This is a genomic window from Imbroritus primus (genome assembly GCF_964332355.1).
GTDB classification, from domain to species: Bacteria; Pseudomonadota; Gammaproteobacteria; order Burkholderiales; family Burkholderiaceae; genus Imbroritus; species Imbroritus primus.
Genome location: NZ_OZ201293.1, coordinates 1755927 through 1780752, shown reverse-complemented (window position 1 = coordinate 1780752; position 24826 = coordinate 1755927). Strand labels below are relative to the sequence as shown.

18 protein-coding genes and 1 other RNA gene are annotated in these 24826 nt (G+C 64.2%); 11 read left to right on the top strand and 8 right to left on the bottom strand.

Annotated features, from left to right (window positions below; genetic code table 11):
• Positions 1–293: 293 nt before the first annotated feature.
• The 6 genes from ACQ3C8_RS08130 to trxA form a co-directional block, all read right to left on the bottom strand.
• Complete coding sequence (locus ACQ3C8_RS08130; RefSeq protein WP_428851223.1) at positions 294–1697, bottom strand: MATE family efflux transporter; 1404 nt, start codon at positions 1695–1697, stop codon at positions 294–296.
• Positions 1698–1717: 20 nt separating this feature from the next.
• On the bottom strand, positions 1718–3502 hold the full coding sequence (locus tag ACQ3C8_RS08125; RefSeq protein WP_428851222.1) for an ArnT family glycosyltransferase: 1785 nt from the start codon (positions 3500–3502) through the stop codon (positions 1718–1720).
• A gap of 141 nt (positions 3503–3643) precedes the next feature.
• Positions 3644–3910, bottom strand: coding sequence for a type B 50S ribosomal protein L31 (locus ACQ3C8_RS08120; RefSeq protein ID WP_009524118.1), 267 nt, complete (start codon positions 3908–3910; stop codon positions 3644–3646).
• 149 nt (positions 3911–4059) lie between these two features.
• Positions 4060–4887, bottom strand: a complete 828-nt coding sequence (locus ACQ3C8_RS08115; protein WP_428851221.1) for a zinc-dependent peptidase — start codon at positions 4885–4887, stop codon at positions 4060–4062.
• 108 nt (positions 4888–4995) lie between these two features.
• Complete coding sequence (gene rho / locus ACQ3C8_RS08110; protein WP_009524120.1) at positions 4996–6258, bottom strand: transcription termination factor Rho; 1263 nt, start codon at positions 6256–6258, stop codon at positions 4996–4998.
• Between the two features lie 210 nt (positions 6259–6468).
• Complete coding sequence (gene trxA, locus ACQ3C8_RS08105) at positions 6469–6795, bottom strand: thioredoxin TrxA (RefSeq protein ID WP_009524121.1); 327 nt, start codon at positions 6793–6795, stop codon at positions 6469–6471.
• 367 nt (positions 6796–7162) lie between these two features.
• On the opposite strand from trxA, the gene ACQ3C8_RS08100 reads away from it, so the two are divergent.
• Both ACQ3C8_RS08100 and ACQ3C8_RS08095 read left to right on the top strand, forming a co-directional pair.
• Positions 7163–10069 (top strand): PD-(D/E)XK nuclease family protein, encoded by a 2907-nt coding sequence (locus tag ACQ3C8_RS08100; RefSeq protein WP_428851220.1) that lies wholly within the window; start codon positions 7163–7165, stop codon positions 10067–10069.
• A gap of 20 nt (positions 10070–10089) precedes the next feature.
• On the top strand, positions 10090–13662 hold the full coding sequence (locus tag ACQ3C8_RS08095) for a UvrD-helicase domain-containing protein (RefSeq protein ID WP_428851219.1): 3573 nt from the start codon (positions 10090–10092) through the stop codon (positions 13660–13662).
• Between the two features lie 258 nt (positions 13663–13920).
• Here the strand turns inward: ACQ3C8_RS08095 and ffs are convergent.
• Positions 13921–14019: signal recognition particle sRNA small type (ffs, locus tag ACQ3C8_RS08090), an RNA gene on the bottom strand.
• 98 nt (positions 14020–14117) lie between these two features.
• Between ffs and dnaX the strand changes: the two genes are divergently transcribed.
• The 4 genes from dnaX to ACQ3C8_RS08070 all read left to right on the top strand — a co-directional run bounded on the left by dnaX (position 14118) and on the right by ACQ3C8_RS08070 (position 18519).
• Entirely contained in the window at positions 14118–16502 is a 2385-nt protein-coding gene (gene dnaX, locus ACQ3C8_RS08085) for a DNA polymerase III subunit gamma/tau (RefSeq protein WP_428851218.1), read from the top strand.
• Between the two features lie 159 nt (positions 16503–16661).
• Positions 16662–16994: a YbaB/EbfC family nucleoid-associated protein gene (locus ACQ3C8_RS08080; protein WP_009524125.1), complete on the top strand. Its 333-nt coding sequence runs from the start codon at positions 16662–16664 to the stop codon at positions 16992–16994.
• Positions 16995–16997: 3 nt separating this feature from the next.
• The gene (gene recR, locus ACQ3C8_RS08075) at positions 16998–17609 is read left to right on the top strand and encodes a recombination mediator RecR (RefSeq protein WP_428851217.1); all 612 of its coding nucleotides are present in this window, start codon (positions 16998–17000) and stop codon (positions 17607–17609) included.
• Position 17610: 1 nt separating this feature from the next.
• On the top strand, positions 17611–18519 hold the full coding sequence (locus ACQ3C8_RS08070) for a LysR substrate-binding domain-containing protein (RefSeq protein WP_428851216.1): 909 nt from the start codon (positions 17611–17613) through the stop codon (positions 18517–18519).
• Between the two features lie 442 nt (positions 18520–18961).
• Here ACQ3C8_RS08070 and ACQ3C8_RS08065 read toward each other — a convergent pair whose 3' ends face one another.
• Positions 18962–19936, bottom strand: a complete 975-nt coding sequence (locus ACQ3C8_RS08065; RefSeq protein WP_428851215.1) for an NADPH:quinone oxidoreductase family protein — start codon at positions 19934–19936, stop codon at positions 18962–18964.
• 138 nt (positions 19937–20074) lie between these two features.
• Between ACQ3C8_RS08065 and surE the strand changes: the two genes are divergently transcribed.
• From surE to ACQ3C8_RS08040, 5 genes are all read left to right on the top strand, one after another.
• Positions 20075–20827, top strand: coding sequence for a 5'/3'-nucleotidase SurE (surE, locus tag ACQ3C8_RS08060; protein ID WP_009524130.1), 753 nt, complete (start codon positions 20075–20077; stop codon positions 20825–20827).
• Positions 20828–20879: 52 nt separating this feature from the next.
• Entirely contained in the window at positions 20880–21815 is a 936-nt protein-coding gene (locus ACQ3C8_RS08055; RefSeq protein WP_428851214.1) for a protein-L-isoaspartate(D-aspartate) O-methyltransferase, read from the top strand.
• A gap of 124 nt (positions 21816–21939) precedes the next feature.
• The gene (locus ACQ3C8_RS08050) at positions 21940–22740 is read left to right on the top strand and encodes a peptidoglycan DD-metalloendopeptidase family protein (RefSeq protein ID WP_428851213.1); all 801 of its coding nucleotides are present in this window, start codon (positions 21940–21942) and stop codon (positions 22738–22740) included.
• Between the two features lie 6 nt (positions 22741–22746).
• Positions 22747–23940 (top strand): RNA polymerase sigma factor RpoS, encoded by a 1194-nt coding sequence (rpoS, locus tag ACQ3C8_RS08045; RefSeq protein ID WP_428851212.1) that lies wholly within the window; start codon positions 22747–22749, stop codon positions 23938–23940.
• A complete protein-coding gene (locus ACQ3C8_RS08040) occupies positions 23937–24782 on the top strand; it encodes a 3'-5' exonuclease (protein WP_428851211.1) in 846 nt (281 codons plus the stop codon). The genes rpoS and ACQ3C8_RS08040 overlap by 4 nt, the downstream gene beginning before the upstream one ends.
• Positions 24783–24826 lie beyond the last annotated feature (44 nt).

The window sequence follows — 24826 nt, the reverse complement described above, 5'->3', positions numbered from 1 at the left end:
TGCTGCCGCTGTTTTCTTGCGGTCTCTTGCTGTCGCCTGTTATTGCCTTCCTGAAGTCGAAGTCGAAGTCGAAGTCGTCTGAGTCTGAGTCTGAGTCTGAGTCTGAGTCTGAGTCTGAGTCTGAGTCTGAGTCTGAGTCTGAGTCTGAGTCTGAGTCTGAGTCTGAGTCTGAGTCTGAGTGGTCGCGGCACAGGCGCCGGATCAGGCTGTCTTCAGCGGCGTATTTTTCGATGTTGCATGACGTGACGTATGGCGACACGGCATCCTGGCCTGCCGCTTTCTTCGGGCATTGATTACGCCTCGGTGGCGCGCTTCGGATCTACCGATGTCCCGGAGGACGCCAGGGCTTCTGCGCACGCCTGACTGCTGACACGGCGGAAGTATCCAACTAGCAACAGGCCGGCGACGGCCAGGCTCGTGCCGTTCGCCGCCCAGAAGCCAGTTGCGCCATGGAGAAAGGATGGCGTGCCGTCGATCAGCCCAAAGCCGAGTACGTAGCCGCCTCCCAGGCCAATCCCCCAGAGTGAGAGTGCGTAGATGACGGTCGGGACAAGCGCAATCTTGTACGCACGGAGGATGAACGCCGCCATGATCTGCACGGCATCTGCCAGCTGGTACAGCGCGATGAATGCAACCAACGGAAGTGCGGCAGTGATGACGGCCGCATCGTTGGAATACATTTGCAGTATTGCCGTGCGGCCGAGCCACAGGGCAATGCCCAGCACCGCCGCAAGCGCAACGGCAAAGATGATGCTGCTCCATGCAGTGCGCCTTGCCTCTTCGAAGCGTCGTGCACCGACCGCCTGGGCAACCAGTACCGAGGTGGCGATGGCCAGTGACAGTGGCACCATGTAGACGACCGCACCGATATTGGCGGCAATCTGGTGGCCGGCGAGGGACAAGGTACCGAGGCGTGCAATGAAGAGCGCCATGAGTGTGAACGACGTGATTTCGATCAGGTAGGTCATGCCCATCGGCACGCCCAGGCGCAAGAGCGCAAGCAGTGATGCGCGGCGCGGGGCAGACCAGCGGTTGAAAATCTCCAGGGCCTGGTAGGCATTGCCACGGTAGAGAATCGCGATGCCGGTGAGGCACCATCCCCAGGCGATTACGGTGGAGGCGAGGGCGCAGCCTGGTCCGCCCATTGGCGCGATGCCCAAGCCGCCATAGATGAACCACGCATTGAGCGGCACCTTCAGCGCCAGACCGCCGACCTGCAGCAATGTGACCATGATGGGGCGCGAAAGGGCGTTGTTGATCGCCTGATACACGCGGAATCCAAGCGCCGCCGGCAACCCGAAGGCGGTCAGGTGGAGAAACCGTTCCACCTTGCCGGTGAGGGCCGGCGGCGTGTCGGCGAGTGACAGGATGGGGCCGGGAAAGAGCAGCAGGAGTACGCCGGGAACCGCAAGCGCGAGCGCCAGCCAGGCGCTTTGCCGAACCTCCTCGCCGATCTGCCGCAACTGGCCTGCGCCATAGAGTTGCGCGGCGATGGGGGCCAGTGCCTGAAGCACTCCCGTGAGGCTGATATAGACGGTGATATAGATCGAGCTGCCGAGACCGATCGCCGCGAGGTCTTCGGCTGATGCGCGGCCAGACATCATGGTGTCGATGACGCCAAAGCCGATCACCGCCAGCTGGCCCGCAAGCAGCGGGCCGGCCAGCGCGAGAATGCGTCGGATGTCCTGGATCAGCATATCAGGGCAACGGCCGATGCTCAGTGCCGGCGCCGCCGGATATCCGAGAACGAAGGTGCGCGGGATGGCTTTTCTGCCAGCGGCTGGAGATGGTACATGCGGAAACGTTCATCGCGATCCGACGGCCGGCGCCCTTCCCAGATCAGCCGCCACTGGAAGCGCGAGACGCTGGTGGGTTCGCCGTAGTTCTGGGGGTCATGGCGCAGCAGCACATCGCAGTTGTCCTCCGGCCCCCCAAAGCGGATATGGCCGAAGTAGGCAAAGCTGGCCAGTTGCGCGTCACCCATGCGGATCGGCTGTACGCACTGGTAGGTCGAGGGCAGGGCCATGGCGGCCGCCTCGGCGACATCGCGGTACGTCTTGCCGTAGTTGATGGTGGGCAGCCACAGCGTCATCATCAGCACCCACATCAGCGTCGCGCCGGCAGCGGAAATCACCACGCTGCGCCAGATCATCTTTGGCGCGCGAGATACGCGCCAGCGCACGATCAGGATCCAGGCGGCCGTCACCAGCAGCGCGGCGATCAGGGCGATGACGCTGAACTCCGGCACATAGCCAGGCAGCAGACGATACACATTGCGGGCGATCTTGGGCGGATACCCGGTCAGCTTGGCGATCCAGATCAGCCAGACGAAGCCGCACAGGATCGTGAAGGAGAACACCGCGAACCAGTCGATCGCATTGATAATGCTGCGCTTCAGTGTAGGCAGGCCAAAGGTGGCGAGCATGGCCAGCGGCGGCAGCAGCAGGATGTACTGCATGTCCCCGCCGGTCTGCTGCATTGCCAGAAGCACGAGCTGTGGCAGCAGTAGCGCCAATGGCAGCACGATATGCGGTGCGCGACGCATGCCGTCCCAGCTGTGCCAGGCCCAGATCGCCAGCGGCCAGACTGGCCATGTATAGAGCAGCAGGTTGCGTGCGATGAAGCCCAGGACTTCGGGCACCGGCACACCATACATGCGCCGATCGAAGCGCGACCATTCGCGGATGAAGGCAACAGCATCGCTGCGTTCGTCCGCGCCAAAATAGGCGGCGGCGAACCATGCCAGGACGATAGCGAGCGCCAGCGGCAGGCTGATGGACAGTACGCGCCGCCATGAGCGTTGCGGGCATACCCACGTGGCGAGCAGCAGGCTTGCCGTGAGCGCCAGTGGCATGACCGGCCCGCTGGCGAGCCCGAAGGCGCCGAGGCCCAGGCCGAGCCAGAGCGCACCCTGGTTGGGTTTGTCGAGACTGCGGATCAGGCCATAGAGCATCAGCGCGATGCAGTACATCTGCCCGACCTGCGCCGTGGTCTCGTGCCCGCGCTGCGCGAGTCCAACGCAGGCGAGGAAGATCAGCAGCGCGCCATCGGCCAGCGTGCGGCCGTAGTCGCGCGCCTTGGGTTGTCCGCCGAAGGCGAATTCAAAGGGCTGTACCTCGGCGCGGCGGCCGAGCAGGTAGGCGCCATACCAGATGCTGGCGCAGGTGACGAAGAAGAAGAGTGCGGTGGACAGGCGCGCCGCATCGGCGGCACCCAGCAGCCAGCCGAACAGCTTGATCATCAGGGCGCCGATCCAGAACACCAGCGGACCATCCTCGATGTGCGGACGGCCGACGATATTGGGCAGGAGCCAGTCCTGCACCCCGCCTTGGGCCAGCGTCCACATCACGCCGAAGCCGGCGGCATCCTCGTTTTTCCAGGGGTCGCGCAGGAACAGTCCGGACAGTCCGTAGATGATGCACAGGGCGAGCAGCAGCCAGCGCGGCAAGGCGCTGGTGGCGGCGGCGGTCAAGTGAACGCGGGACGTCTGGGCAGGTGGCATGCAGCGCAGTGTAAGGCAATCGGTGAAAAAGCAAAAAGGCAGCTTGCGCTGCCTTTCCGGTTGGGGCGATCCGTCGGGGCGGGACTGTAGCCCGCAATCCCACGCGCCAGAGCCGAAGCCCCGGGGCCGGATGCAGCGGGATTACGCTGCCGAGGCCTTGCCGATTTTCGAGCCGAATTTCTGGCGGAACTTCTCGACGCGACCAGCCGTGTCCATGATCTTTTGCTGGCCCGTGTAGAACGGGTGCGATTCGGACGACGTTTCGATTTTGATCAGCGGATATTCCTTGCCGTCGGTCCAGGTAGTGGTTTCCTTGGACTTCATCGTGGTGCGCGTCTTGAACTTGAAGCCGCACGACACGTCTTCGAAAATCACTTCGTTGTAATCGGGATGGATGTCTTGTTTCATGATTTTTCCTGAGGTTGAGGTAGCCAGCCTGGCGAGGTCGGAGACCCGATACCAGACCACTTGCCGGAGCAAACCGCGATTATGTCAGAAAAACAAGGACTTGAGCAAGCGGCGTGGGGCAAAAGTGATGCGGGAGTTTGTCGCGCGGCTCACACTTGTGCGGGATCCTGCCGGTAGTATGCCGCCAGCAGGTCAAAAAGTGCCGGATATGCCGCTTTGAATGCCGGTCCGTCCACGAAAAATGCTTCCGAACTGACGGCAAAGAACTCGGCCGGATCGACCGCGCCATAGTGGTCGATCAGCAGGGCTTCCAGCGCCGCGTGATATGCCTCGTCGTCAGTCAGTGCATCGGCGGACTCTACCTGCGCGACAAAATGCAGGTAGGCGGCATCGAAGCCGGTCTGCCAGGCCTGCGGATCGAGGTCGCCATGCAACTGGCGCGAAAAGGCTGGAATGCCGTCGGGCTCGCCGTTCAGCATGTCCAGCTTGTGGGCGAACTCGTGGATCACGACGTTGTACGGCAGATCGCTGGCGATCTCCTGCGCGGCGTCGGGCCATGACAGAATCACGGGGCCGTGCTCCCAGGCTTCGCCCGTGGCTTCTTCCTCCACGCCGTGCACCAGGCCGATCTCGTCGACCACGGTCTTGCGGATCAGGAACTCGCCCGGATACAGCACGATGCCATGCCAGCCCTGGTAGCACTCCAGGCCCAGGCGCAGGATGGGCAGGCACGCTTGCGCCGCCACGCTGACCACCATGTCGTCGGTCAGTGGCATGTCGTGCGCGGTGGAGAATTCCTTTTCGGCGATGAACAGCGTGGCCAGCTCGCGCAGTTCCGTCAGCGTCCCGGCGTCCCGTTGCTGCAGGAAGGGCAGGCTGGCAATGGTCCGGTGCCAGAGCGGATCGGCAATCGCGTAGCGTGCCAGTTGCCGTTGGCGTGTGCGGCGCCGCAGATAGGAGGACAGGCGTCCGAGCATGGGCAGGCGAATGAGGTAGCGATGTGAATCGGGAAGATCACCGCAGAGAGGAGCCGGGCAGTCCAGACAACAACACGCGCCGTGGCGCGTGTTGTTTGTTCGCGGCGGTCAGTTGCCGCGTCGCATCATGTCGAAGAACTCGGCGTTGTTCTTCGTGGACTTCATCTTGTCGAGAATGAAGTCCATTGCCTCGACTTCGTCCATGTCGGAGATGAATTTGCGCAGGACCCAGATCTTCTGCAGGATGTCCGGCTTGATCAGCAACTCCTCGCGGCGCGTACCCGACTTGTTCAGGTTGATGGCCGGATACAGGCGCTTCTCGGCGAGACGACGCTCGAGGTGCACTTCCATGTTGCCGGTGCCCTTGAACTCTTCATAGATCACGTCGTCCATGCGGCTGCCGGTTTCGATCAGAGCGGTGGCGATGATGGTCAGCGAGCCGCCTTCTTCCAGATTGCGCGCGGCGCCGAAGAAGCGTTTCGGGCGCTGGAGGGCGTTGGCATCCACACCGCCGGTGAGCACCTTGCCGGAAGCCGGCACCACGGTGTTGTAGGCGCGGGCGAGGCGGGTGATCGAGTCGAGCAGGATGACCACATCCTTCTTCATTTCGACCAGGCGCTTGGCTTTCTCGATCACCATTTCGGCAACCTGCACGTGGCGGATGGCCGGCTCGTCGAAAGTCGAGGCAACCACTTCGCCGCGCACCGAGCGCTGCATTTCGGTCACTTCTTCCGGGCGCTCGTCGATCAGCAGCACGATCAGCATCGCGTCCGGATTGTTGTTGATGATGGCGTGGGCGATGTGCTGCAGCATCACCGTCTTGCCCGACTTGGGCGAGGCCACCAGCAGGCCGCGCTGGCCAAAGCCGATGGGTGCGATCATGTCGATGATGCGGCCGGTGATGTTTTCCTCGGCCTTGATGTCGCGTTCGAGATGTAGCGGCCGGTTCGGATGCAGCGGCGTCAGGTTCTCGAACATGATGCGGTTCTTGACCGCTTCCGGCGGATAGCCGTTGACCTTGTCGACTTTTACCAGCGCGAAATAGCGCTCGCCGTCCTTGGGCGTACGCACTTCGCCTTCGATGGTGTCGCCGGTGTGCAGGTTGAAACGGCGGATCTGCGACGGGCTGATGTAGATATCGTCCGTGCTGGCGAGGTACGAGGTTTCCGGCGAGCGCAGGAAGCCGAAACCGTCGGGCAGCACTTCGAGCGTGCCGTCACCGTAAATCGTTTCGCCCATCTTCGCGCGCTTCTTCAGGATCGCAAACATCAACTCCTGCTTGCGCATGCGCTGGGCATTGTCGATCTCCAGCGTGGCGGCCATTTCGAGCAGCGCCGAAACGTGGAGCGATTTAAGTTCTGTTAAGTGCATAAACGTGAGTGTGTGTTGCCCGGACGGGCGGGGAAAATCTTAGAAGGGGGAGATGGGGAACGAATGGTGAGCGGGATGCTCAGGAAACCACTGGAGCGCAGTTTAGCATATCCATCGCTCCCGCCGGATTGGGGTAATTACGTATGCCGGGTGGCAGCCGCATACCGGCGGGGCGGGGTGCAAGGGCGTGTCCGCCCCCGCGCCCGATGCTTACAGGTGACCGTCGAGGAACGCGGTCAGTTGCGACTTGGACAGCGCGCCAACCTTCTGCGCGGCCACGGCGCCATCCTTGAACAGGATCAGCGTGGGAATGCCACGGATGCCGAACTTGGCCGGCACGGCCTGGTTGTCGTCCACGTTGATCTTGGCGACCTGCAGCTTGTCAGCGTAGTCCTTCGCCACTTCGTCGAGGATCGGCGCAATCATTTTGCAGGGACCGCACCATTCAGCCCAGAAATCGAGCAGAACCGGCTTGGACGATTGGAGAACGTCAGCTTCGAACGATGCGTCGCTCACATACTTGATTTGGTCGCTCATGGCGGAAAACCTCTGATGTCGTTATGGTCTGGCATGTAGCCAGTGGGTTACATTACACGAAGTCCGGACAGCATGCAGGACAGCGCCCGATGACATGCCCGCCGGCATGGACTTGCGTGCGATATTCCGGGTACGGTCTCGACCGTGTCCGGGCACGGTTCCGTACCGTGCCGGAAGATGCGTGACCGGCGCCGTGCCTGCGGGGCCGTGCGATGTGCAGGGCGCAGCCTGAGGACGGCCTGGCACCGCGTCTCGATCGGGCTTCCAAGGCCTATATATTACCAATACCACGTAAATCAACCTTGAATTCTCCCTATCAGACCCATAGCCCGCGTGATCGACGGCGGGCCTGGAGCACCGGTAGATCATGAGCCTGCTTACGACTCGCGATATCCAGCCCGGCCGGGGCTTTCTCGAACGGGCGGCCGAGGTTGCCTGGCAATACCTCGAGGCGCAGGATCAGCCGGCTGCCGCCGCGCATGTCGTGGTGCCGACCGCTGCCCAGATTCCCGCCACGCGCCAGGCGCTGCAGGCTGTCGCCGCACGAAGTGGCCGGGCCGGCCTGCTGCCGCGCATCCTCACCCTCGGCCACTGGCTGCTCGATGTACCGCCCTTGCCGGACGATCCGCTGCCGCGCACGCACCTGACCCGGCTGCTGACCGTGCAGCAGGCGATCCGCTCGCAGTCATGGCTGCAGCAGATCTTCGGCTTGCAAGGCGAAGGCGCGGCGTGGGGGCTGGCGCAAACCATACTCACTGTCGGTGATGAGCTGTCGCGGCGCTGGCTGACACTCGATGCCGCGTGGGCCGGCGCGGCCGACGATGACGCGGACTACGAGACACGGCTGCAGGCCGCGCTGGCGGTCGGGTACGACACCCTGGCGGAGCGCTTCCTGGGCGAGGAATCGCGCATCGTCATGGCGTTCTGGCGGACACTGGCTGACCGGGCCGATCCGGTGCCCGTGAGGCTGCAAGGCATGGCGCGACTGGCGGAGCAGGTCGATGGCCCGGTCATCTGGCTGGCCCCGACGCCGCCGGAGCATGCCGAGCAGGCGTGGCTGGAGCGGCTGGCCCAGCGGGTGCCGGTGCTGCAGATCGGCTACGCCTGGCATGCAGATGTCTCCAACGAGACTACACCATCACAGGCATCGGTGACAGAACTTGCAACCCTGTTGCAAGCCTGGCCCGAATGCCGCACGGACGACGCCGAAGTCCGCGAGGCACCTGCGCATGCGGAAGCTGACCATGGTGCCGCAGGTTTCTCGCAGGGCGACGAGCCGCCTTGGCCGGCGCCCGCCATCCGCCTGTGCGGCGCGGCACGTTTCGAAGACGAGGCGCTGATGGCTGCGCAGACGCTGGTCAACTGGCTGAATGAAGGCCGCAAGCAACTTGCGCTCGTGGCGCACGACCGGGTCGTTGCGCGCCGTGTGCGGGCCTTGCTGGCACGCGCCGGAGCGCCGGTCAGCGATGAGACTGGCTGGAAGCTCTCGACGACGCGGGCGGCTGCGGCGCTGATGCGCTGGTTCGATATCGTCGTGACTGGCGGCGACAGCCAGGCGCTGCTCGATTTTCTCAAGAGCCCGTATTGCCTGCCGGCAATGGAGGGGCGCAGCCAGCGCATCGGTGCGCTTGAGGCGTTGATCCGGCGCTACAGCGTGACTGGGGGTTGGGCGCGCCTGAAGCAGGTGGCGGAGCGTGACAGCCAGTATGCTGATCCCGATGCAGGCAACACCGCTCGGGAGGCGACGCAGCAGGTCGGCGCGATGCAGGCACTGATCGCCACGCTGGCGGACGAAGCGAGCCGTTGGGCCGAGCCTGGCAAGCGACCCTTGGGCGCATGGCTGGCGCTGGCCGAGCAGACCTTCGACCATTTCGACATGCGGGCAGCGCTCGTGGCCGACGAGGCCGGCCGGCAACTGCTTGAATGCCTGCGGCGGCTGGGTTTGCGCGGGGATGCCGTGCAGATGGCCTCCATCACGCTGTCGCTGGCCGAATGGCGCGCCCTCATTGGCGTAGTCCTGGAGAGCGAAGTCTTCAAGGAGCCGGCGCCCGCAGGCGACTGCCGCATCGTGGTGCTGCCGCTCAATGGGGCGCGCATGCGCCGTTTCGAGGGTGTGGTCGTGGTCGGTTGCGACGATGGCCAGTTGCCATCCGCCGCACCCGAGCTGATGTTTCTCTCCAATGCCGTACGGCGCGAGCTGGGGCTGGCGGATCGCGAGGCGCGCTTTGCACAGCAGGCGCGCGATCTTGCCGAAGTGCTGCTCAACAATGCCGAGGTTGTGCTGACATGGCAGCGTACCGGCAGCCAGGGCGAGCCGCGCGCGCTGTCGGGTTGGCTGCAGCGCCTGGCCCAGCGTTATGCCGCGCATGGCGTGACGCTCGCCGCGAAAGTTGCGTTGCCCGTACTCACCACCCGCGCGACGCCGCAGAAGATGCCGCAGCCAATCGCGCCGACACTGGTACCGAACCGCCTCAGCGCCGCCGGTTATCAGGCCCTGCGGCGTTGCCCCTATCAGTTCTTCGCCACGCGCATGCTGCGGCTCGCGGAGCTGGACGAGCCCAGTGAACAACTGGAAAAGCGTGCCGTGGGCGAGCTATTGCACGCCACATTGCTGCGCTATCACCAGGCAGTTGCAGAAGCGCCGGCAGATCATGCCGGTGACGCTGAGCGGCTGGCATTGCTGACAGCCATTTCGCGCGAGGTCTTCCAGGCCTTGCTGACCTATGACGGCAATGTGCTGCCGTTCTATCACCGCTGGGAGCAAGTGATGCCCGGCTACGTTGCCTGGCAGCGCGAGCGCGAGGCGCAGGGCTGGCAATGGCAGGCAGGCGAGGTCGCGCGGGCGCGCGAGATGACGCTGGACGATGGCCATATCCTTACCCTGCATGGTCGCCTTGACCGCCTCGACCGGCAACGCGACGGTACGCTCGCGGTACTCGACTACAAGACGCAGCCGCTGCGTGTCTTGCGCGATAAACCGGACGAGATTTTCGAGGATTGCCAGCTGGCGTTCTACGGACTGCTGGAGCCCGACGTTGCTGAAGGCGCATGGGTGGCACTGGAAAACAGTGAGCGCGATGGCATGGATGTCAACCGCGCGGTGGAGCTGCCAGACTACGCCACCATCGTGGACTGGCTGGCACGGCAGTTGGGCGAAGACATCGTGCGGCTGCGCGCGGGCGAGCCGTTGCCGGCGTTCGGCGACGAGGCGGCCTGCCGTTACTGCGAAGCGCGCGGACTATGCCGCAAGGGATTCTGGGAGGGCACGGCATGAGTGCCGGCACGAGTACCGACATGAGTACGGACATGCAGCGGCACGATGCCGATTACGAATGCGACGGCCAGCCGGTGGCAGAAGCCCGGTTCACGCAGCTGGCTTGCGATCCGGCACGTTCCGTCGTGGTCGAAGCCTGCGCGGGCAGCGGCAAGACATGGCTGCTGGTATCGCGGCTGCTGCGCTTATTGCTGGCGGGGGCGCAACCGCACGAAATTCTCGCCATTACCTTCACGCGCAAGGCCGCCGAGGAAATGCGCGAGCGTCTGCTCGAAGTGCTCGCCACGCTAGCGAGCGGAGATGAGGCCAGTATCGTTGCCGAGTTGACCATGCGGGGCATGGAGGTAGCTGAGGCCACTGCCATGGCGCCGCGGGCGCGCGGCCTGCACGCGCGCGTCCTGGCCTCGCCCGCGCGCATCTCGATCGACACCTTCCACGGCTGGTTCGGTAGCCTGGTGCGGGGCGCTCCGCTGGCATCGGGGCTGATGCCGGGCGCAGCATTGCGCGAGGATGCCGGCCGCATGCAGCGCGAGGCGTGGGAGCCGTTGTGGCGCAGCCTCGTGCATGCGCAACATGCGGACGTGCGGGCAGCCTACGAAACGTTGCTGCGTGCCGTTGGCGATTTCAATGCGCGCCGCCTGCTCGATGCCATGTTCCAGCAGCGCACCGACTGGTGGGCGTTTCGTGCCGAGGCCGAGCGCCTTGGCGGCCCGCTCGCCGTCCTGGAAGATTTTCTGGGCGAGGATGTCCATCAGGATGTCGCGGCGCTGGCCTTGTCGGATGTCGCGTTACTGGCCGATATCCGCCGCATCGCGGCCGTGCTCGCCAACGCCGGCAAGGCGGAGCAGAATCGCGTGCCGGCGATGACCGAGGCACTCGCGCGTATCGAGGCACTTGGCGATGATGCCGAAGGTGCGGCGAATACGGACCAGACTGCTGCTATCTTCGGCATGCTTTTCGATGCGTTTCACTCCGGGCGCAAGCCGCGTGCGTGCAAGGCGAGCAAGGGTCTGCAGCAGGCGGCTGGCGGACCGGATGAAGCCGAGGCCATCGTGGCCCTGCACGGCACGATCTGCGAACGCCTGCTCGATTACGACCTGCGTCGCCATGAGCGCAGCGTGCGCGACGTGAATGCCGCCTTGTATCGCCTGGGCGATGCTTTCTTGTCGCGCTACCAGGAGGAGAAGCGGGCACAGCGCGCCATGGACTTTGCCGATCTCGAATGGCAGGCCGCGCAGCTGATGGCTGACGACGAAACCGCTGCGTATCTGCAGATGCGCCTTGATGCGCGCTACCGGCATCTGCTGCTGGACGAGTTCCAGGACACCAACCCGATGCAGTGGCGTATCCTGCAGGGCTGGCTATCGGGCTACAGCCATACCGGTGAGCGCCCGAGCATTTTTCTCGTGGGCGATCCCAAGCAGTCCATCTATCGTTTCCGCCGCGCCGACGCGCGGCTTTTCGAAACGGCGCGGCAGATGCTCGTGCGCGACTTCGATGCAACGGTGCTGCGCACCAACCGCACGCGTCGTAACGCGCCGGCCGTATTGCACTGGGTCAATGGCGTATTCGAAGCTGCGCGCGAGCGGGGCGACTATCCGATCTATGCGCACCAGTCGACAGCACTGACCGAGCCCGGCGGGCCGGTGCTGCTGCTGCCGCTGGTTGACGCCGAATCACTGCAGGAAGGCACGGCCGAACCGCAGCCGGCAACGCTGGCACCACGCGATTCCCTGACGCAGCCGCGTCCCGAGGCCACCGGCGGCGGCCGCGCGGAGCGGTATGAAGAAGGACGCCGCGTCGCGGCGTGGATGCAACATGTCATGGCGCACGTACGCGTGCCGGAGCGTGGCGGAAACCGGCCAGCGCGCTGGAGCGATTTCCAGTGGCTGGTGCGGCGCAAGACGTATCTGCTGGCCTATGAAACAGCCTTGCGCGACGCCGGCATGCCCTATGTCAGTCCGCGGCGCGGCGGATTGCTGTCGTCGCTGGAGGCGCTCGATCTGTGTGCGCTGCTGGAATTCCTCATGACGCCGGATGCTGATCTGGCGCTCGCGCATGTCCTCAAAAGCCCGATTTTCGGTGCGTGTGACGACGATCTGATTGCGCTTGCCAGTGCGCGCGAGGAAGGCGAGTCGTGGTGGCACTGCCTGGTGCGGATGGAGGCTCAGGCGCAACTGGGTGGTGTCCTGGCGGAAGCCTGCGCACGTCTGACCCACTGGCGCGACATCGCGCCCACCTTGCCGGTGCACGACCTGCTCGACCACCTGTACTACAGCGGCGAGCTGAAACGGCGCTATGCGGAAGTCGCGCCGCCGGTGATGCGCGAGCAGGTGCTGGCCAATCTCGATGCTTTCCTGCGGCTCTCGCTGGAACTCGATGGTGGCCGTTATCCCAGCTTGCCGAAGTTCATTGCCGAACTGAAGGACATTCGCCGCGGCAGCGAGGAGGAAACGCCGGATGAGGGTGATCTGGCCGAACTGGAGCGTGACGAAGCCAGTGCCGCCGAGACTAGCCTGGACGCCGTGCGGATCCTCACCATCCATGCCGCCAAGGGGCTGGAGGCGCCATTCGTGGTGCTGCTCGACTGCAACCACAGCGAGCCGCGTGCGGAAACGCTGGGCGTACTGATCGACTGGCCGCCGGGTGCGGACGCACCCACGCATTTTTCCGCTTTTGGCAAGGCCGGCGAACGCGGCGTGCGGCGTGCGCCCTTGTTCGAGAATGAGGCCGCGCTGGGCCAGCGCGAGAACTGGAACTTGCTGTACGTCGCCATGACGCGTGCGAGACAGGGTTTGATCGTTAGCGGCGTGGCGCGCAAGACAGCCTCGGACAGCTGGTACGAGCGCCTCGCTATGGCGCATGCTGGCGAAGTATCGGCACCATATCCGGTTGATGCCATGCCCGAGGGCGTGGTGTCTGTTGCGACATCGGCTGCAGTGGAAGGTGGTGAAGGGGCGGTGCCTTATCAGGATTTTCGTCTTGTCTGGCAGGGCAGACCTGAGGCCACAACCGACACGCCGCCGGAACTGGTTCATGACGCCGAGGCTGCCGCGCAGGGCGAAGCACTGCATGCGCTGCTTGAGCGCGTGACGCGTCAACGTATGACCCCGGCCCTGCCGGATGCTGCGGAAGCGTCGCGCTGGCTGGGGCTTGAGCCGGCCGAAGCGGAACAGGCGATGGCAGCCGCCCGGTGCATGCTGGCCAGCGAGGCGCTGGCGCCGTTGTTCGATCCTGCGCGTTACCGGCAGGCCTTCAACGAAGTCGAACTGTTCGATGCAGGCGGTCGGCTGTTACGTATCGACCGGCTGGTCGATACCGGCGATATGCTGCTCGTGGCGGACTACAAGGTCCGTCTGCTGCCGCAGGAGCATGCCGCTTATGCGGCCCAGCTCGATCGCTATGTGGCGGCGGTGCAGCGTGCATATCCCGACCATGCGGTGCGCGCCGGACTGGCTGTGGCAGATGGCCGCTGGGTCGCACGCGAGATGCTGTCAGAGGGCAGGGGCCCGGCGGAAGCCAGGGGTAATCCGGACACCACCATTCCTGCCGCCGGAACACCGGCCGGCATGACGCAGCAGTCACTGTTCTGATCTGTGCCCCCAATGGAATACGGTCACCATGCTATCGGCAGTAACGGTCGGCATGCCGGGTTTGCCGGATGCCGCACGTTACGGCAGGCAAGGGCCGTACGCGGGGCAGAGGTGCCGCTGTGGTGACAGGACCGATTGCGCAAGGCAACTGCAGATGTCGAGCCCTCACCATGTTTCGGCAGGTGCAAGGGAATGGAGGCAGGAGATATGTTCGGCGGGAGAGATGCTGTGATGACCGGCGCTGCACATGGCAGCGAGGTGGACGAGCCCGACCCTCGGCACTGGCGGAAAACGGTTGTGGCTGCTTCGTTCCCGACCTGACCAGGTTGGCCGCGCCACCATGCGAGGAGGCCCGTCCGGGACGAATTGTACCGCAGAACGGACACGTGCGCCGCGGCGGATTGCGTCACGCATGACGATGTCTGGCGGTGCCGGCCTTTTGCTACAATCGCCGGATGAGTTATCAAGTCCTCGCGCGCAAATGGCGCCCCCGTGATTTCACGACGCTGGTTGGCCAGGAGCACGTGGTCAAGGCACTGACCCATGCGCTGGAGCAGCAGCGCCTGCACCATGCCTATCTGTTCACCGGTACGCGCGGCGTGGGCAAGACAACGCTCTCGCGGATCCTGGCCAAGTCGCTGAATTGCATCGGCCCCGATGGCAATGGCACGGTCACGGCGCAGCCCTGCGGCGTGTGCCGCGTCTGCACGGAAATCGATGCGGGCCGCTTCGTCGACTATATCGAGATGGACGCGGCCTCGAACCGCGGCGTGGATGAAATGGCCCAGCTGCTCGACAAGGCCATCTACGCGCCGTCCTCGGGCCGCTTCAAGGTCTACATGATCGACGAAGTGCACATGCTGACCAACCATGCCTTCAACGCCATGCTGAAGACGCTGGAGGAGCCGCCCGCGCACGTCAAATTCATTCTCGCCACCACCGACCCGCAAAAGATTCCGGTCACGGTGCTGTCGCGCTGCCTGCAGTTCAACCTCAAGCAGATGCCGCCGGCGCAGATCGTGGGGCATCTCGAACATATCCTGCAGGCCGAGCAGATCGCTTTCGAACCGACCGCGCTGCGCCTGCTCGCGCAGGCCGCGCAGGGGTCGATGCGTGATGGCCTGTCTCTGACCGACCAGGCCATCGCCTACAGTGCCGGCGAGGTTACCGAGGCGGCCGTGCGCGGCATGCTTGGCGCCATCGACCAGAGTTACCTGATCCGCCTGCTCGATGCGCTTGCCGCGCAGGACGGGCCGGGCGTGCTGGCCGTGGCCGACGAGATGACCGGCCGCAGCCTGTCTTTTGCGGGGGCCTTGCAGGATCTTGCCTCGCTGCTGCACAAGATTGCACTGGTCCAGGCCGTGCCCGAGGCACTGCAGGACGAATGGCCGGAAGCACAGGATATTGTCCGTTTTGCCGGCATGTTCGATGCCCAGGAAGTCCAGCTGTATTACCAGATTGCCAACCTCGGCCGAAACGAACTGGCGCTCGCGCCGGACGAGTACGCCGGCTTTACGATGACGTTGCTGCGCATGCTGGCGTTTCGCCCGCTGCAGCCGGGCGAGGGCAGTGGCGATGGTGGTTCGCGCAGTGCCAGCGCGGGCGGCAGGCCTGCTTCGCTGGCCGTGCGGCCGGCATCGGCGACCGTGGCGCCGCGTCCTGCTGCGCCATCTGCCACATCGTCAGCCGCACAGGCTGCTGCCACCGCGCCCGCTGACGGATCATCGGCATCCACGCCTGAACATCAGCCCGCGCCGCGCGTGCCGGCTGCCGCAACGACATCCGGCGCCGCCGTGTCCGAAGGCGGCAAGGGCGCGGCGATGGCACCGGCCGCCAGTGTGCAGGCATCTGCGGCCTCCGCGCCGGCATCCCCGCCATCCGCTGCATCCCGCCCTTTGTCGCCAGCGATGGCGGCCCTGGCTGCTGCGCGCCAGGGCCGGGAAGGGGCAGGGGGGCGTGACGCCTCGCGTGACAGTAGCCGGTCCCGCCCGCCTGCGGCTGCGCCCGCACCGGCCTCTGCGCCTGCGTCATATTCGGCAACACTTGCTCCCGTGCCGGTCGCGGCCGAGGCATCGACCACGGTGCTTGCGGTACGTGAGAAGGCGCCCGCACCGCATCGGGAGCGAGCTGCCGCGCCGTGGGAGGACGAGCCGGACATGCCGCCCGCACCACCGGACGATCTGCCCTGGCTGGCCCTGGGTGAGACCGAATCCACCCTGCTCGGCGCGGAAAAGAGCGAGGCCGCACCGGGAGCAGTGCCTGCCACTAATCGTCATGACCATCCTGCGCCCGCCGCACCAGCAGAACCCGACGCAGCCATGCCTGGCATAGCCACGCAGCACGCCGCGATCCCTGTTGTGTCCGCCGAACCCGGTAGCGGTATGGCAGCAGCATCCGCCTCGACAGCGGCATCGGCGCCCGCGGCGCCGCTACCGACCATCGCCGCAACGGCTGCGGCAGGCTTGCCCGGCGGCAGCTGGATCGCATTCGCGCGTCAGTTGCCTGCCAAGGGTCTGGCGCAGCAGCTGGCGCACCAGAGCGAGCTGGTGAGCATGGAGGCGGGTGTCTGGACCTTGCGCGTCGCGTTGGCGCACCTGGCGGAAGGTCCGGCGGTGGAGCGCTTCCAGGCCTTGCTGGGTGAACATCTGGAGCAACCGGTACGGCTCGCGTTCGAGATCGGCCCAGTATCGCAGACCGTGGCGATCGCCGATGCAGAAGCGCGTGCTGCCGCCCAGGAGGCCGCAGAAGCTTCCATTCACGGCGATCCGTTTGTCCAGGCGTTGCTGAGGGATTTCGACGCCCGCATCGTGCCGGAATCGATCCAGCCGCGCACTGCGTGAGTGGCTGAACGCCGACAGGTGGATGACAGGCCTGTGTGCCAAAAAACAAGGGCTGCCATGCATGCGTCCCAGCGCATTCGATCCGGCGGCCAGAGCATGAACCGGGGTGTGGCAAAGGCCCGCCCGGATGATTTCAAGAACCAGACAGGAGTACTTCCAATGATGAAAGGCCAGCTGGCAGGGCTGATGAAACAGGCCCAGCAGATGCAGGAAAACATGAAGAAGATGCAGGAGCAGCTTGCCCAGATCGAGGTCGAGGGCCAGTCCGGCGCCGGCCTCGTGAAGGTGGTCATGACCTGCAAGTTCGCCGTTAAGCGCATCACCATCGATCCAAGCCTCGTGGCGGATGGCGAGGACAAGGAGCTGTTGGAGGACCTGGTGGCCGCTGCATTCAACGATGCCGTGCGTCAGGCCGAAGCCACCTCAGCGGAAAAGATGGGCGGTCTGGGGGCTGGCATGGGCCTGCCGCCGGGTTTCAAGCTGCCGTTCTAAAGCATGAAGAATTCTGCGCCGGGAGCGCTGCAGCAACTGATCGACGCCTTGCGTGTGTTGCCGGGCGTTGGCCCCAAATCGGCCCAGCGCATTGCTTACCACCTGCTGCAGCATGACCGGCCGGGGGCGCAACGTTTGGGCGACGCGCTGCTCGGGTCGATCGCCACCGTGCAGCATTGCGAGCGTTGCAACAACTTCACCGAGCAACCGGTGTGCGAGACCTGCCTGGATCCCGAGCGCGATGCTTCGCTGCTGTGCGTGGTCGAGACGCCGGCGGATCAGGTGATGGTCGAGCAAACCATGACCTATCACGGCCAGTATTTCGTGCTGATGGGCAAGCTCTCGCCGCTGGATGGCGTAGGGCCACGCGAAATCCATCTCGACCGGCTGCTGCGCCGGGTGGTCGACCCTGCCTTCGGCGGTGTGAGCGAGGTGATTCTCGCCACCAATTTCACCAACGAAGGCGAGGCGACAGCCCACTACATCGGTGAAATGCTCAAGGCGCGTGGCGTGAAGGTCTCGCGTCTTGCACGCGGCGTGCCGGCGGGCGGCGAACTTGAGTACGTCGATGCCGGCACGATTGCCCGTGCCGTGCTCGATCGCCGTGCGGTGTGACATGAATCTCGCGCGTGTCGATCTGGTCACGCTCGCATTGTTCGTGGCCGTTGCGCGCCATGGGAGTATCTCTGCCGGCGCGCGGCAATCGCATCTCGCCGTGGCCGCCGCCAGCAAGCGCATCTCCGATCTGGAGGCCGCGGTGGGTACGCCGCTGTTGTATCGCCAGGCCACTGGTGTAGAGCTGACGGAAGCGGGGCGAACCTGCTTCAGTCATGCGGTGGGAATTCTCGAAGATGTCGAGCGCATGGCTGGCGTGCTTTCCGATTACGCCTCGGGCACGCGCGGGCAGGTGCGCATCTGGGCCAACACCTCGGCCATCACGCAGTTCCTCGCGGATGATCTGGCCGCTTTCCTGCAGCAGCATCCGACCATTCGTGTCGAGATCGAAGAGCAGAACAGCAACGACATCGTCTCGGCCCTGATGGAAAACCGTGCGGACATCGGCATCTTCGCCGACCGTACGCCATCGTCCATGCTCACCACTTTGCCGTATCGCGAGGATGAACTGGTGGTGGTGGCGCCATCCGAGCACCCGCTGACGGCATTCGATGCGGTGGATTTCGTTGATACGCTCGCCTATGACTTTGTCGGGTTGTCGCGCAATACCTCGCTGGCGGCGCGTTTGCTGGAGGAGAGCAGCCGGATCGAGAAGCCGTTTCCGCTCCGCATCCAGGTGCGCAGCTTCGATGCCATGTGCCGGATGGTGCGGGCAGGGCTGGCGGTGGGCATCTTGCCGCGTATCGCTGCCGAACCCCATGCGCAGGCCATGCAGTTGCGGATTATTCCGTTGCGGGATGCCTGGGCGCGGCGCATGCTGCAAGTAGGCGTGCGCGATGCGAATGCGCTGACCGTATCGTCGCGCATGTTGGTCACGCACTTGTGCGGTCCGCATTCGCCGTTTGCTTAAAATGCAATTAACCGCCATGTTTGGAGTGCACACCGGAAAGTTGCCTGCTGGCAGAGGGCGGGGGCATCCGGATGAAAAGAAAGTGCCGATAAGTGCGTGGAGTGTCTAAGGTACCGGCAAACCATCGCAACCTCGCTCCGCTGGAGACTGTGCAGAGGCTTCGTCCGGAGGGGCGAAGGCGTGCCGCGGAGCGGGTCTGGCAATCGCGTTGTGCTGCCAGGCTGATCGCAGATTCATGCGCCATGCGCGCAAGATTGGAGAGTTGTCGAAATGTTCGATAAGACGTTCTGGAAGCAGTTTCTGATTGCCTCGGTGTTATTCCTGGCTGGATGGCTCACGTTCAACACCGATCTGCTGGGCTGGTAGTCGTCACGACTGGCACGACCGCAATCATGCGGACTTGCCTGTCGTGCAGTCGTGGCTCCCAAGCTGGAGAGAGCGGTCAGGGCACGATCACAAGCTTGCCACTGACCTTGCGGGCCTCCATGTCCTTGAGCGCCTGCGCGGTTTCGTCCAGTCGGTAGCGTGCAGAGACGTGCGGGCGTAGTTTGCCGGCCCGGATCCAAGCATGCATGGCGGCGAAATTGGTGCGATTGGTGTCCGGATGGCGACGCGCGAACTCTCCCCGGAACACGCCGACCAGGGATGCACCTTTGAGTAGTGGAAGATTTAAAGGCAGGCGCGGGATCTCACCATTCGCAAAACCCACGACCAGATAGCGGCCGCCCCAAGCGATCGAGCGGAAAGCGGGTTCAGCATAGTCGCCGCCGACGGGATCGTAAATGACATCGGGGCCGTTTCCGCCCGTCAGCGCCTTGAGTCGTTCTCGCAGATCCTCGTTGCTGTAATTAATGGTTTCGTCAGCGCCGTGTTCGCGGCAGACAGCAAGCTTGGCCTCGGTCGAGGCGGCGGCGATCACGCGTGCACCGAGCGCCTTGCCGATTTCGATGGCGGCGATCCCCACGCCGCCTGCTGCACCGAGGACCAGCAGCGTTTCACTGGCACGTAACTGTCCCCGGTCGACCAAGGCGTGATAGGACGTGCCGTAGGTGAGGGTAAATGCTGCCGCCGTTTCGAAATCGAGTCCCTCGGGTATGGGCATGACAAGCGCACCGGCTGTGCGTACCTGCGTTGCGAATGCGCCCACGCCGACGTAGGCCATGACTGCGTCCCCGGGGGCCACGTGAGTGACGCCAGCGCCAACGGCGCGCACGATGCCCGACACTTCCGCGCCAGGCGTAAACGGCAGCTGGGGTTTGTTCTGGTACTTGTTCTGGATGATCAGGACGTCAGGAAAATTCACGCCGGCGGCCTTCACGTCGATGACGACCTCTCCCGCGTCCGGCGTCAGGTCCGGCAGATCCTCGACGACCAGGGATTCGGGCGGTCCCCATGCTTTGCACACTACGGCTTTCACGGCAACTCCGTCATATCGTTAGATGGAGCAAAAAGTGTAACGTATAAAAAGAACGGTCGTTCTACTCCTTTGCCGCTGTGCCGGCTTTTTTCCCGGTAGCGGTGCGATTCGCCATGGACGGTCGGTTACAATCTCGCCATGCATATCCTCATCGCCAACGACGACGGTTATCTGGCTCCCGGCCTGGCCGCGTTGCATGCCGCGCTTGCGCCGCTGGGGCGCGTGACCGTGATCGCGCCCGAGCAGAATCACAGCGGCGCTTCCAACTCCCTGACCCTGCAACGCCCGCTGTCGATCTTCGAAGCCAGTGGTGGTATCCAGGATGGTTTCCGGTTCGTCAACGGGACACCCACCGATTCGGTGCACATCGCATTGACGGGGCTGCTCGAGACACGTCCCGACCTGGTGGTGTCCGGCATCAACCAGGGGCAGAACATGGGCGAGGACGTGCTCTATTCCGGAACCGTGGCGGCAGCCATCGAAGGTTTCCTGTTCGGGATCCCGTCGTTTGCCTTCTCGCAGGTCGACAAGGGGTGGGCGCATCTCGATACGGCGGCACGTGTGGCACGCGAGATCGTCGAGCGCTACATCGCCGAGCCGCTCGAGGCGCCGTGCCTGATCAACGTCAATATTCCGAGCGTACCGTACGCCGAGCTGCAAGGCTGGCGTGCCACGCGGCTTGGCAAGCGCCATCCGTCACAGCCGGTAATTCGCCAGGCTAACCCCCGTGGTGAGCCGATCTACTGGATCGGTCCGGCAGGGGATGCGCGCGATGCGTCCGAAGGGACAGATTTTCATGCGACGGCGAATGGTTTCGTATCGATGACGCCATTGCAGCTCGATTTGACACACACCCAGCAAATGGCCGATGTCGCCAGGTGGACCCGGTGACGTGCTTCGCGATGACGGCCGCATGGCTTGACACCGTGGCGGGAGCCACACAGTGACAGCGACCAAGCGCAAATTCCCGCTGCCGCTGGATGCGGTGGTCACGCCACGGCCCAAGACCGTCGAGAAGCCGCGTGTCTCGGCCGGCGTGCATGCGGCAGGCAGCCGCCCGGCGGCAGCAACCGCCACGCCGGCACGCCCGGCCAGTCCGGCACGTACGCCGGTCGCCCGTGCGCCCGCACCGGTACGTCCGCCGGCGCCCGAGAGCGCGGTGAACCAGCAGACACGCAACGCGAGCGTGGCGGGCGGCGGCATGGCTTCCGATCGCGCGCGCCAGGCGCTCGTTGGCCGGCTGCGCAAGAGTCAGATCCGGGATGAACTGGTGCTGGCAGCCGTGGGTACGGTCCCGCGCCACCTGTTCATCGATGGCGGCCTGGCCTCCCAGGCGTATGAAGACGCGGCATTGCCGATTGGCCATCAGCAGACCATTTCCAAGCCTTCGGTGGTCGCGCGCATGATCGAGTTGCTGCGCCAGGGACGCACGTCTGGCAGCCGTCTTGGCAAGGTTCTGGAGATCGGGACGGGCTGCGGCTACCAGGCTGCGGTGCTGAGCCTTGTTGCTGACGAGGTGTATTCGATCGAGCGGATTCGACCATTGCACGAGAAAGCAAAATCGAACCTTCGGCCGCTACGGCTGCCCAACGTTCGATTGCACTATGGCGACGGCATGGTCGGATTGCCGCAGGCTGCGCCGTTCGACGCAATTATCCTGGCTGCGGCGGGCATGGAGATTCCCCAGGCGCTGCTGGACCAGCTATCGGTCGGTGGCCGGTTGATTGCGCCGGTCGTGGCGGCGGGCGGCGGTGATAGTGGCCGGGATGGCGGGGTGCGGCAGCAACTGCTGCTGATCGAGCGCCGGAGCCGTTACCAGTTTCACCGGACCGCGCTTGAAGCGGTATTTTTTGTTCCGTTAAAATCGGGAATAGTTTAGGAATGCCCCCAGCCGGCAGATCCTGAGTGCAGTACCGTGTCCGGTCATGGATGGCAGTCGATACAGCGTCGTGGCGGCTCCACCGGACAACCGTGTCACCAGATTCACCTGCATACAAGAAGATATGACGACATCGATCCGTTCCTCCCGAGGTGGGCTGCTTGCCCTGACTGCACTGCTCAGTGCTCTTCTCGCCGCTTGCGCATCGTCCCCCATGCCGGCTCCGGTGGTCGACCGTACAGGGCGCGGCACCACCATCACCGGTGCGCCGCTCGCACCGGTCCAGCCTGGGTTCTATCGCGTCAAGCGTGGCGATACGCTGTATCGCATTGCGCTCGAGCATGGACAGTCCTATCGGGATGTCGCCGCCTGGAACAACATCACCAATCCCGCGCAGATCGAGGTGGATCAGGTATTGCGCGTCGCCCCGCCGGGCGCCAGTGTCGCCAGCAGCGGTGTCTCGTCAATGCCGGTGACGCCAGGCACCGTCGAGGCCCGGCCAATCGACGCGCCGCCGGCGGCTTCCGTGGAGCCTGCAGCCGGTAGCGCAGCAGCCAGTACGGGCCTCTCGCTGTCGTGGCCGGTCAAGGGGCCGATGCTCGCGCGTTTTGACGACAAGGCGAATAAAGGTATCGATATCGGTGGCACGCGCGGTACGCCCATCCTGGCCGCCGCGGATGGCCGTGTCATTCATGTCGGCCCCTTGCGCGGTTACGGTAATCTTGTCATCATCAAACATGACGACACCTATCTGACGGCATACGGCAACAACGATCAGGTTCTGGTTACCGAGCAAGCCACCGTCAGAAAGGGACAGAAAATCGCCGAAATGGGCAGCAGCGATTCCGATCGCGTCAAGCTCCATTTCGAGGTCCGACAAAACGGGAAACCTATCGACCCGATGCGGTTCCTGCCACCACAGTGAGCGGCTATGCCCCGTCAGAAAGCCAATCGCCCTTCCAGCCCCGGTTCCGAGGGTGTCGCGGCCGAACCGGCGCTGACGCGTGCCCGCAGCAAGACGCGCACCAACAAGCGCGCGGACACGCAGGACGAGGTCCTGGTGGCTGTCGGGGAGCACGAAGACGGCGTGGTGACGGCGGATGGGCTTGTGGAGGGTGCTGATCTGCACGAGCATGTCCTGGAAGATCACGCCGAAGACCATGGCGAGGATCACGACGATGGCGATGACGCCGAAGACGCGCGTGCCGACGACGAGGAAGAAGAGAGCGGCGATGCCGATACGCCGGCCCGTGCCGAGGATGACTTCCGCTCGACGCTGCATACCGAACTCGCTGCCGATACGGTGCAGCATTACCTGAATCGCATCAGCATCAAGCCGCTGCTGTCGGCACCCGAGGAACTCCACTTCTCCACGCTCGCGCGCCAGGGTGATTTCCATGCGCGCCAGACGATGATCGAGCGCAACCTGCGTCTCGTCGTCAGCATTGCCAAGGGCTACCTGAACCGCGGCGTGCCGCTGCTCGACCTGATCGAGGAGGGCAACCTCGGCCTGATGCACGCCATCGAAAAATTCGACCCGGAGCGCGGCTTCCGTTTTTCCACTTACGCGACGTGGTGGATCCGCCAGAGCATCGAGCGCGCCATCATGAATCAGGCGCGGACGGTGCGCCTGCCCGTACACGTCATTCGCGAACTGAACCAGGTCTTGCGTGCCAAGCGCCATCTTGAGAAAAGTGGTGGCGATGGCCGCGATGCCAGTCATGAGGATATCGCGCACCTGCTCGGCAAGACTGCCGACGAAGTGCAGGACATCCTCGGGCTCAACGAACACACGACTTCGCTCGATACACCGTTCGATCTCGATCCCGGCTCCAGCCTGCTTGATTTCCTGTCCGACGAGCATGGCGCCGCCCCTGACCAGGAAGTCGCACATCGCGAACTCGAGCACCTGATGAAGGCGTGGCTCGGTAAGCTGACCGACAAGCACCGCTATGTCATCGAGCGGCGCTTCGGACTCAACCATATTGAACCTGCAACGCTTGAAGAACTGGCCGACGAGATGGGTCTGACCCGCGAACGCGTGCGGCAGATCCAGCAGGAAGCGCTGGTCAAGCTCAAGCGCCATTTTGCATCCCAGGGCGTGCGCAAGGACGCCGTACTATGACCCCTGTTCTGGTTTTTGACATCGAGACAATTCCCGATGTAGCTGGCTTGCGCCGCTTGCACGGCCATGCGGCGACACTCAGCGACGCGGAGATCGCGGATCTGGCCTTTGCGGCGCGCCGTGAAAAGACCGGTAGTGATTTCATGCCGCATTACCTGCAGCGAATCGCTGCCATTTCCTGTGTCATGCGTCGCAACCAGCGCGATGGCACACCCGTCTTCCATGTGGGCTCGCTAGGCCGTCCCGAAGACGACGAAGCCACGCTGATCCAGAAATTCTTCGAGCTGATCGAGAAATACACGCCGCAACTGGTTTCCTGGAATGGCGGCGGTTTCGACCTGCCGGTCCTGCATTATCGCGCCATGGTGCATGGCGTGACCGCGCCGCGTTACTGGGAGATGGGCGACGGCGGCGATGTCGACAGCCGTGATTTCAAGTGGAACAACTACATCAGCCGGTACCACATGCGGCACCTGGATTTGATGGACTTGCTGGCCATGTACCAGCCGCGCGCGAGCGCACCGCTGGATGAGCTCGCACGCCTGTGCGGCTTTCCGGGAAAACTCGGTATGGACGGCAGCAAGGTCTGGGAAGCCTACCAGCAAGGCGAGCTGCCGGCGATTCGGGCATACTGCGAGACCGACGTTGTCAACACGTACCTGGTCTACTGCCGTTTCCAGCTGATGCGCGGCGGCTTCACGCAGGCCGAGTTTCTCAAGGAGGTTGCCTTCGTGCAGGAGACGCTGGCAGCCGAAGCCGGCGAACATTGGGGCGAGTACCTCGACGGTTTCGATCCCACCTTGCAGGCCCAGCTCGAGCAGCTTCTCGAAAGCGAATCGTAAGCTCTCCGGCTGCTTCGTCGTGCATGTTGGACCAGAAGGCGCTT

Coding starts and splice junctions, on each gene's coding strand:
- ACQ3C8_RS08080 (WP_009524125.1), top strand. CDS start 16,662: ATGATGAAAGGCCAGCTGGCAGGGCTGATGAAACAGGCCCAGCAGATG.
- rho (WP_009524120.1), bottom strand. CDS start 6,258: ATGCACTTAACAGAACTTAAATCGCTCCACGTTTCGGCGCTGCTCGAA.
- ACQ3C8_RS08050 (WP_428851213.1), top strand. CDS start 21,940: ATGACGACATCGATCCGTTCCTCCCGAGGTGGGCTGCTTGCCCTGACT.
- dnaX (WP_428851218.1), top strand. CDS start 14,118: ATGAGTTATCAAGTCCTCGCGCGCAAATGGCGCCCCCGTGATTTCACG.
- ACQ3C8_RS08120 (WP_009524118.1), bottom strand. CDS start 3,910: ATGAAACAAGACATCCATCCCGATTACAACGAAGTGATTTTCGAAGAC.
- ACQ3C8_RS08095 (WP_428851219.1), top strand. CDS start 10,090: ATGAGTACGGACATGCAGCGGCACGATGCCGATTACGAATGCGACGGC.
- ACQ3C8_RS08100 (WP_428851220.1), top strand. CDS start 7,163: ATGAGCCTGCTTACGACTCGCGATATCCAGCCCGGCCGGGGCTTTCTC.
- ACQ3C8_RS08130 (WP_428851223.1), bottom strand. CDS start 1,697: ATGCTGATCCAGGACATCCGACGCATTCTCGCGCTGGCCGGCCCGCTG.
- ACQ3C8_RS08040 (WP_428851211.1), top strand. CDS start 23,937: ATGACCCCTGTTCTGGTTTTTGACATCGAGACAATTCCCGATGTAGCT.
- trxA (WP_009524121.1), bottom strand. CDS start 6,795: ATGAGCGACCAAATCAAGTATGTGAGCGACGCATCGTTCGAAGCTGAC.
- ACQ3C8_RS08125 (WP_428851222.1), bottom strand. CDS start 3,502: ATGCCACCTGCCCAGACGTCCCGCGTTCACTTGACCGCCGCCGCCACC.
- rpoS (WP_428851212.1), top strand. CDS start 22,747: ATGCCCCGTCAGAAAGCCAATCGCCCTTCCAGCCCCGGTTCCGAGGGT.
- recR (WP_428851217.1), top strand. CDS start 16,998: ATGAAGAATTCTGCGCCGGGAGCGCTGCAGCAACTGATCGACGCCTTG.
- ACQ3C8_RS08115 (WP_428851221.1), bottom strand. CDS start 4,887: ATGCTCGGACGCCTGTCCTCCTATCTGCGGCGCCGCACACGCCAACGG.
- ACQ3C8_RS08070 (WP_428851216.1), top strand. CDS start 17,611: ATGAATCTCGCGCGTGTCGATCTGGTCACGCTCGCATTGTTCGTGGCC.
- surE (WP_009524130.1), top strand. CDS start 20,075: ATGCATATCCTCATCGCCAACGACGACGGTTATCTGGCTCCCGGCCTG.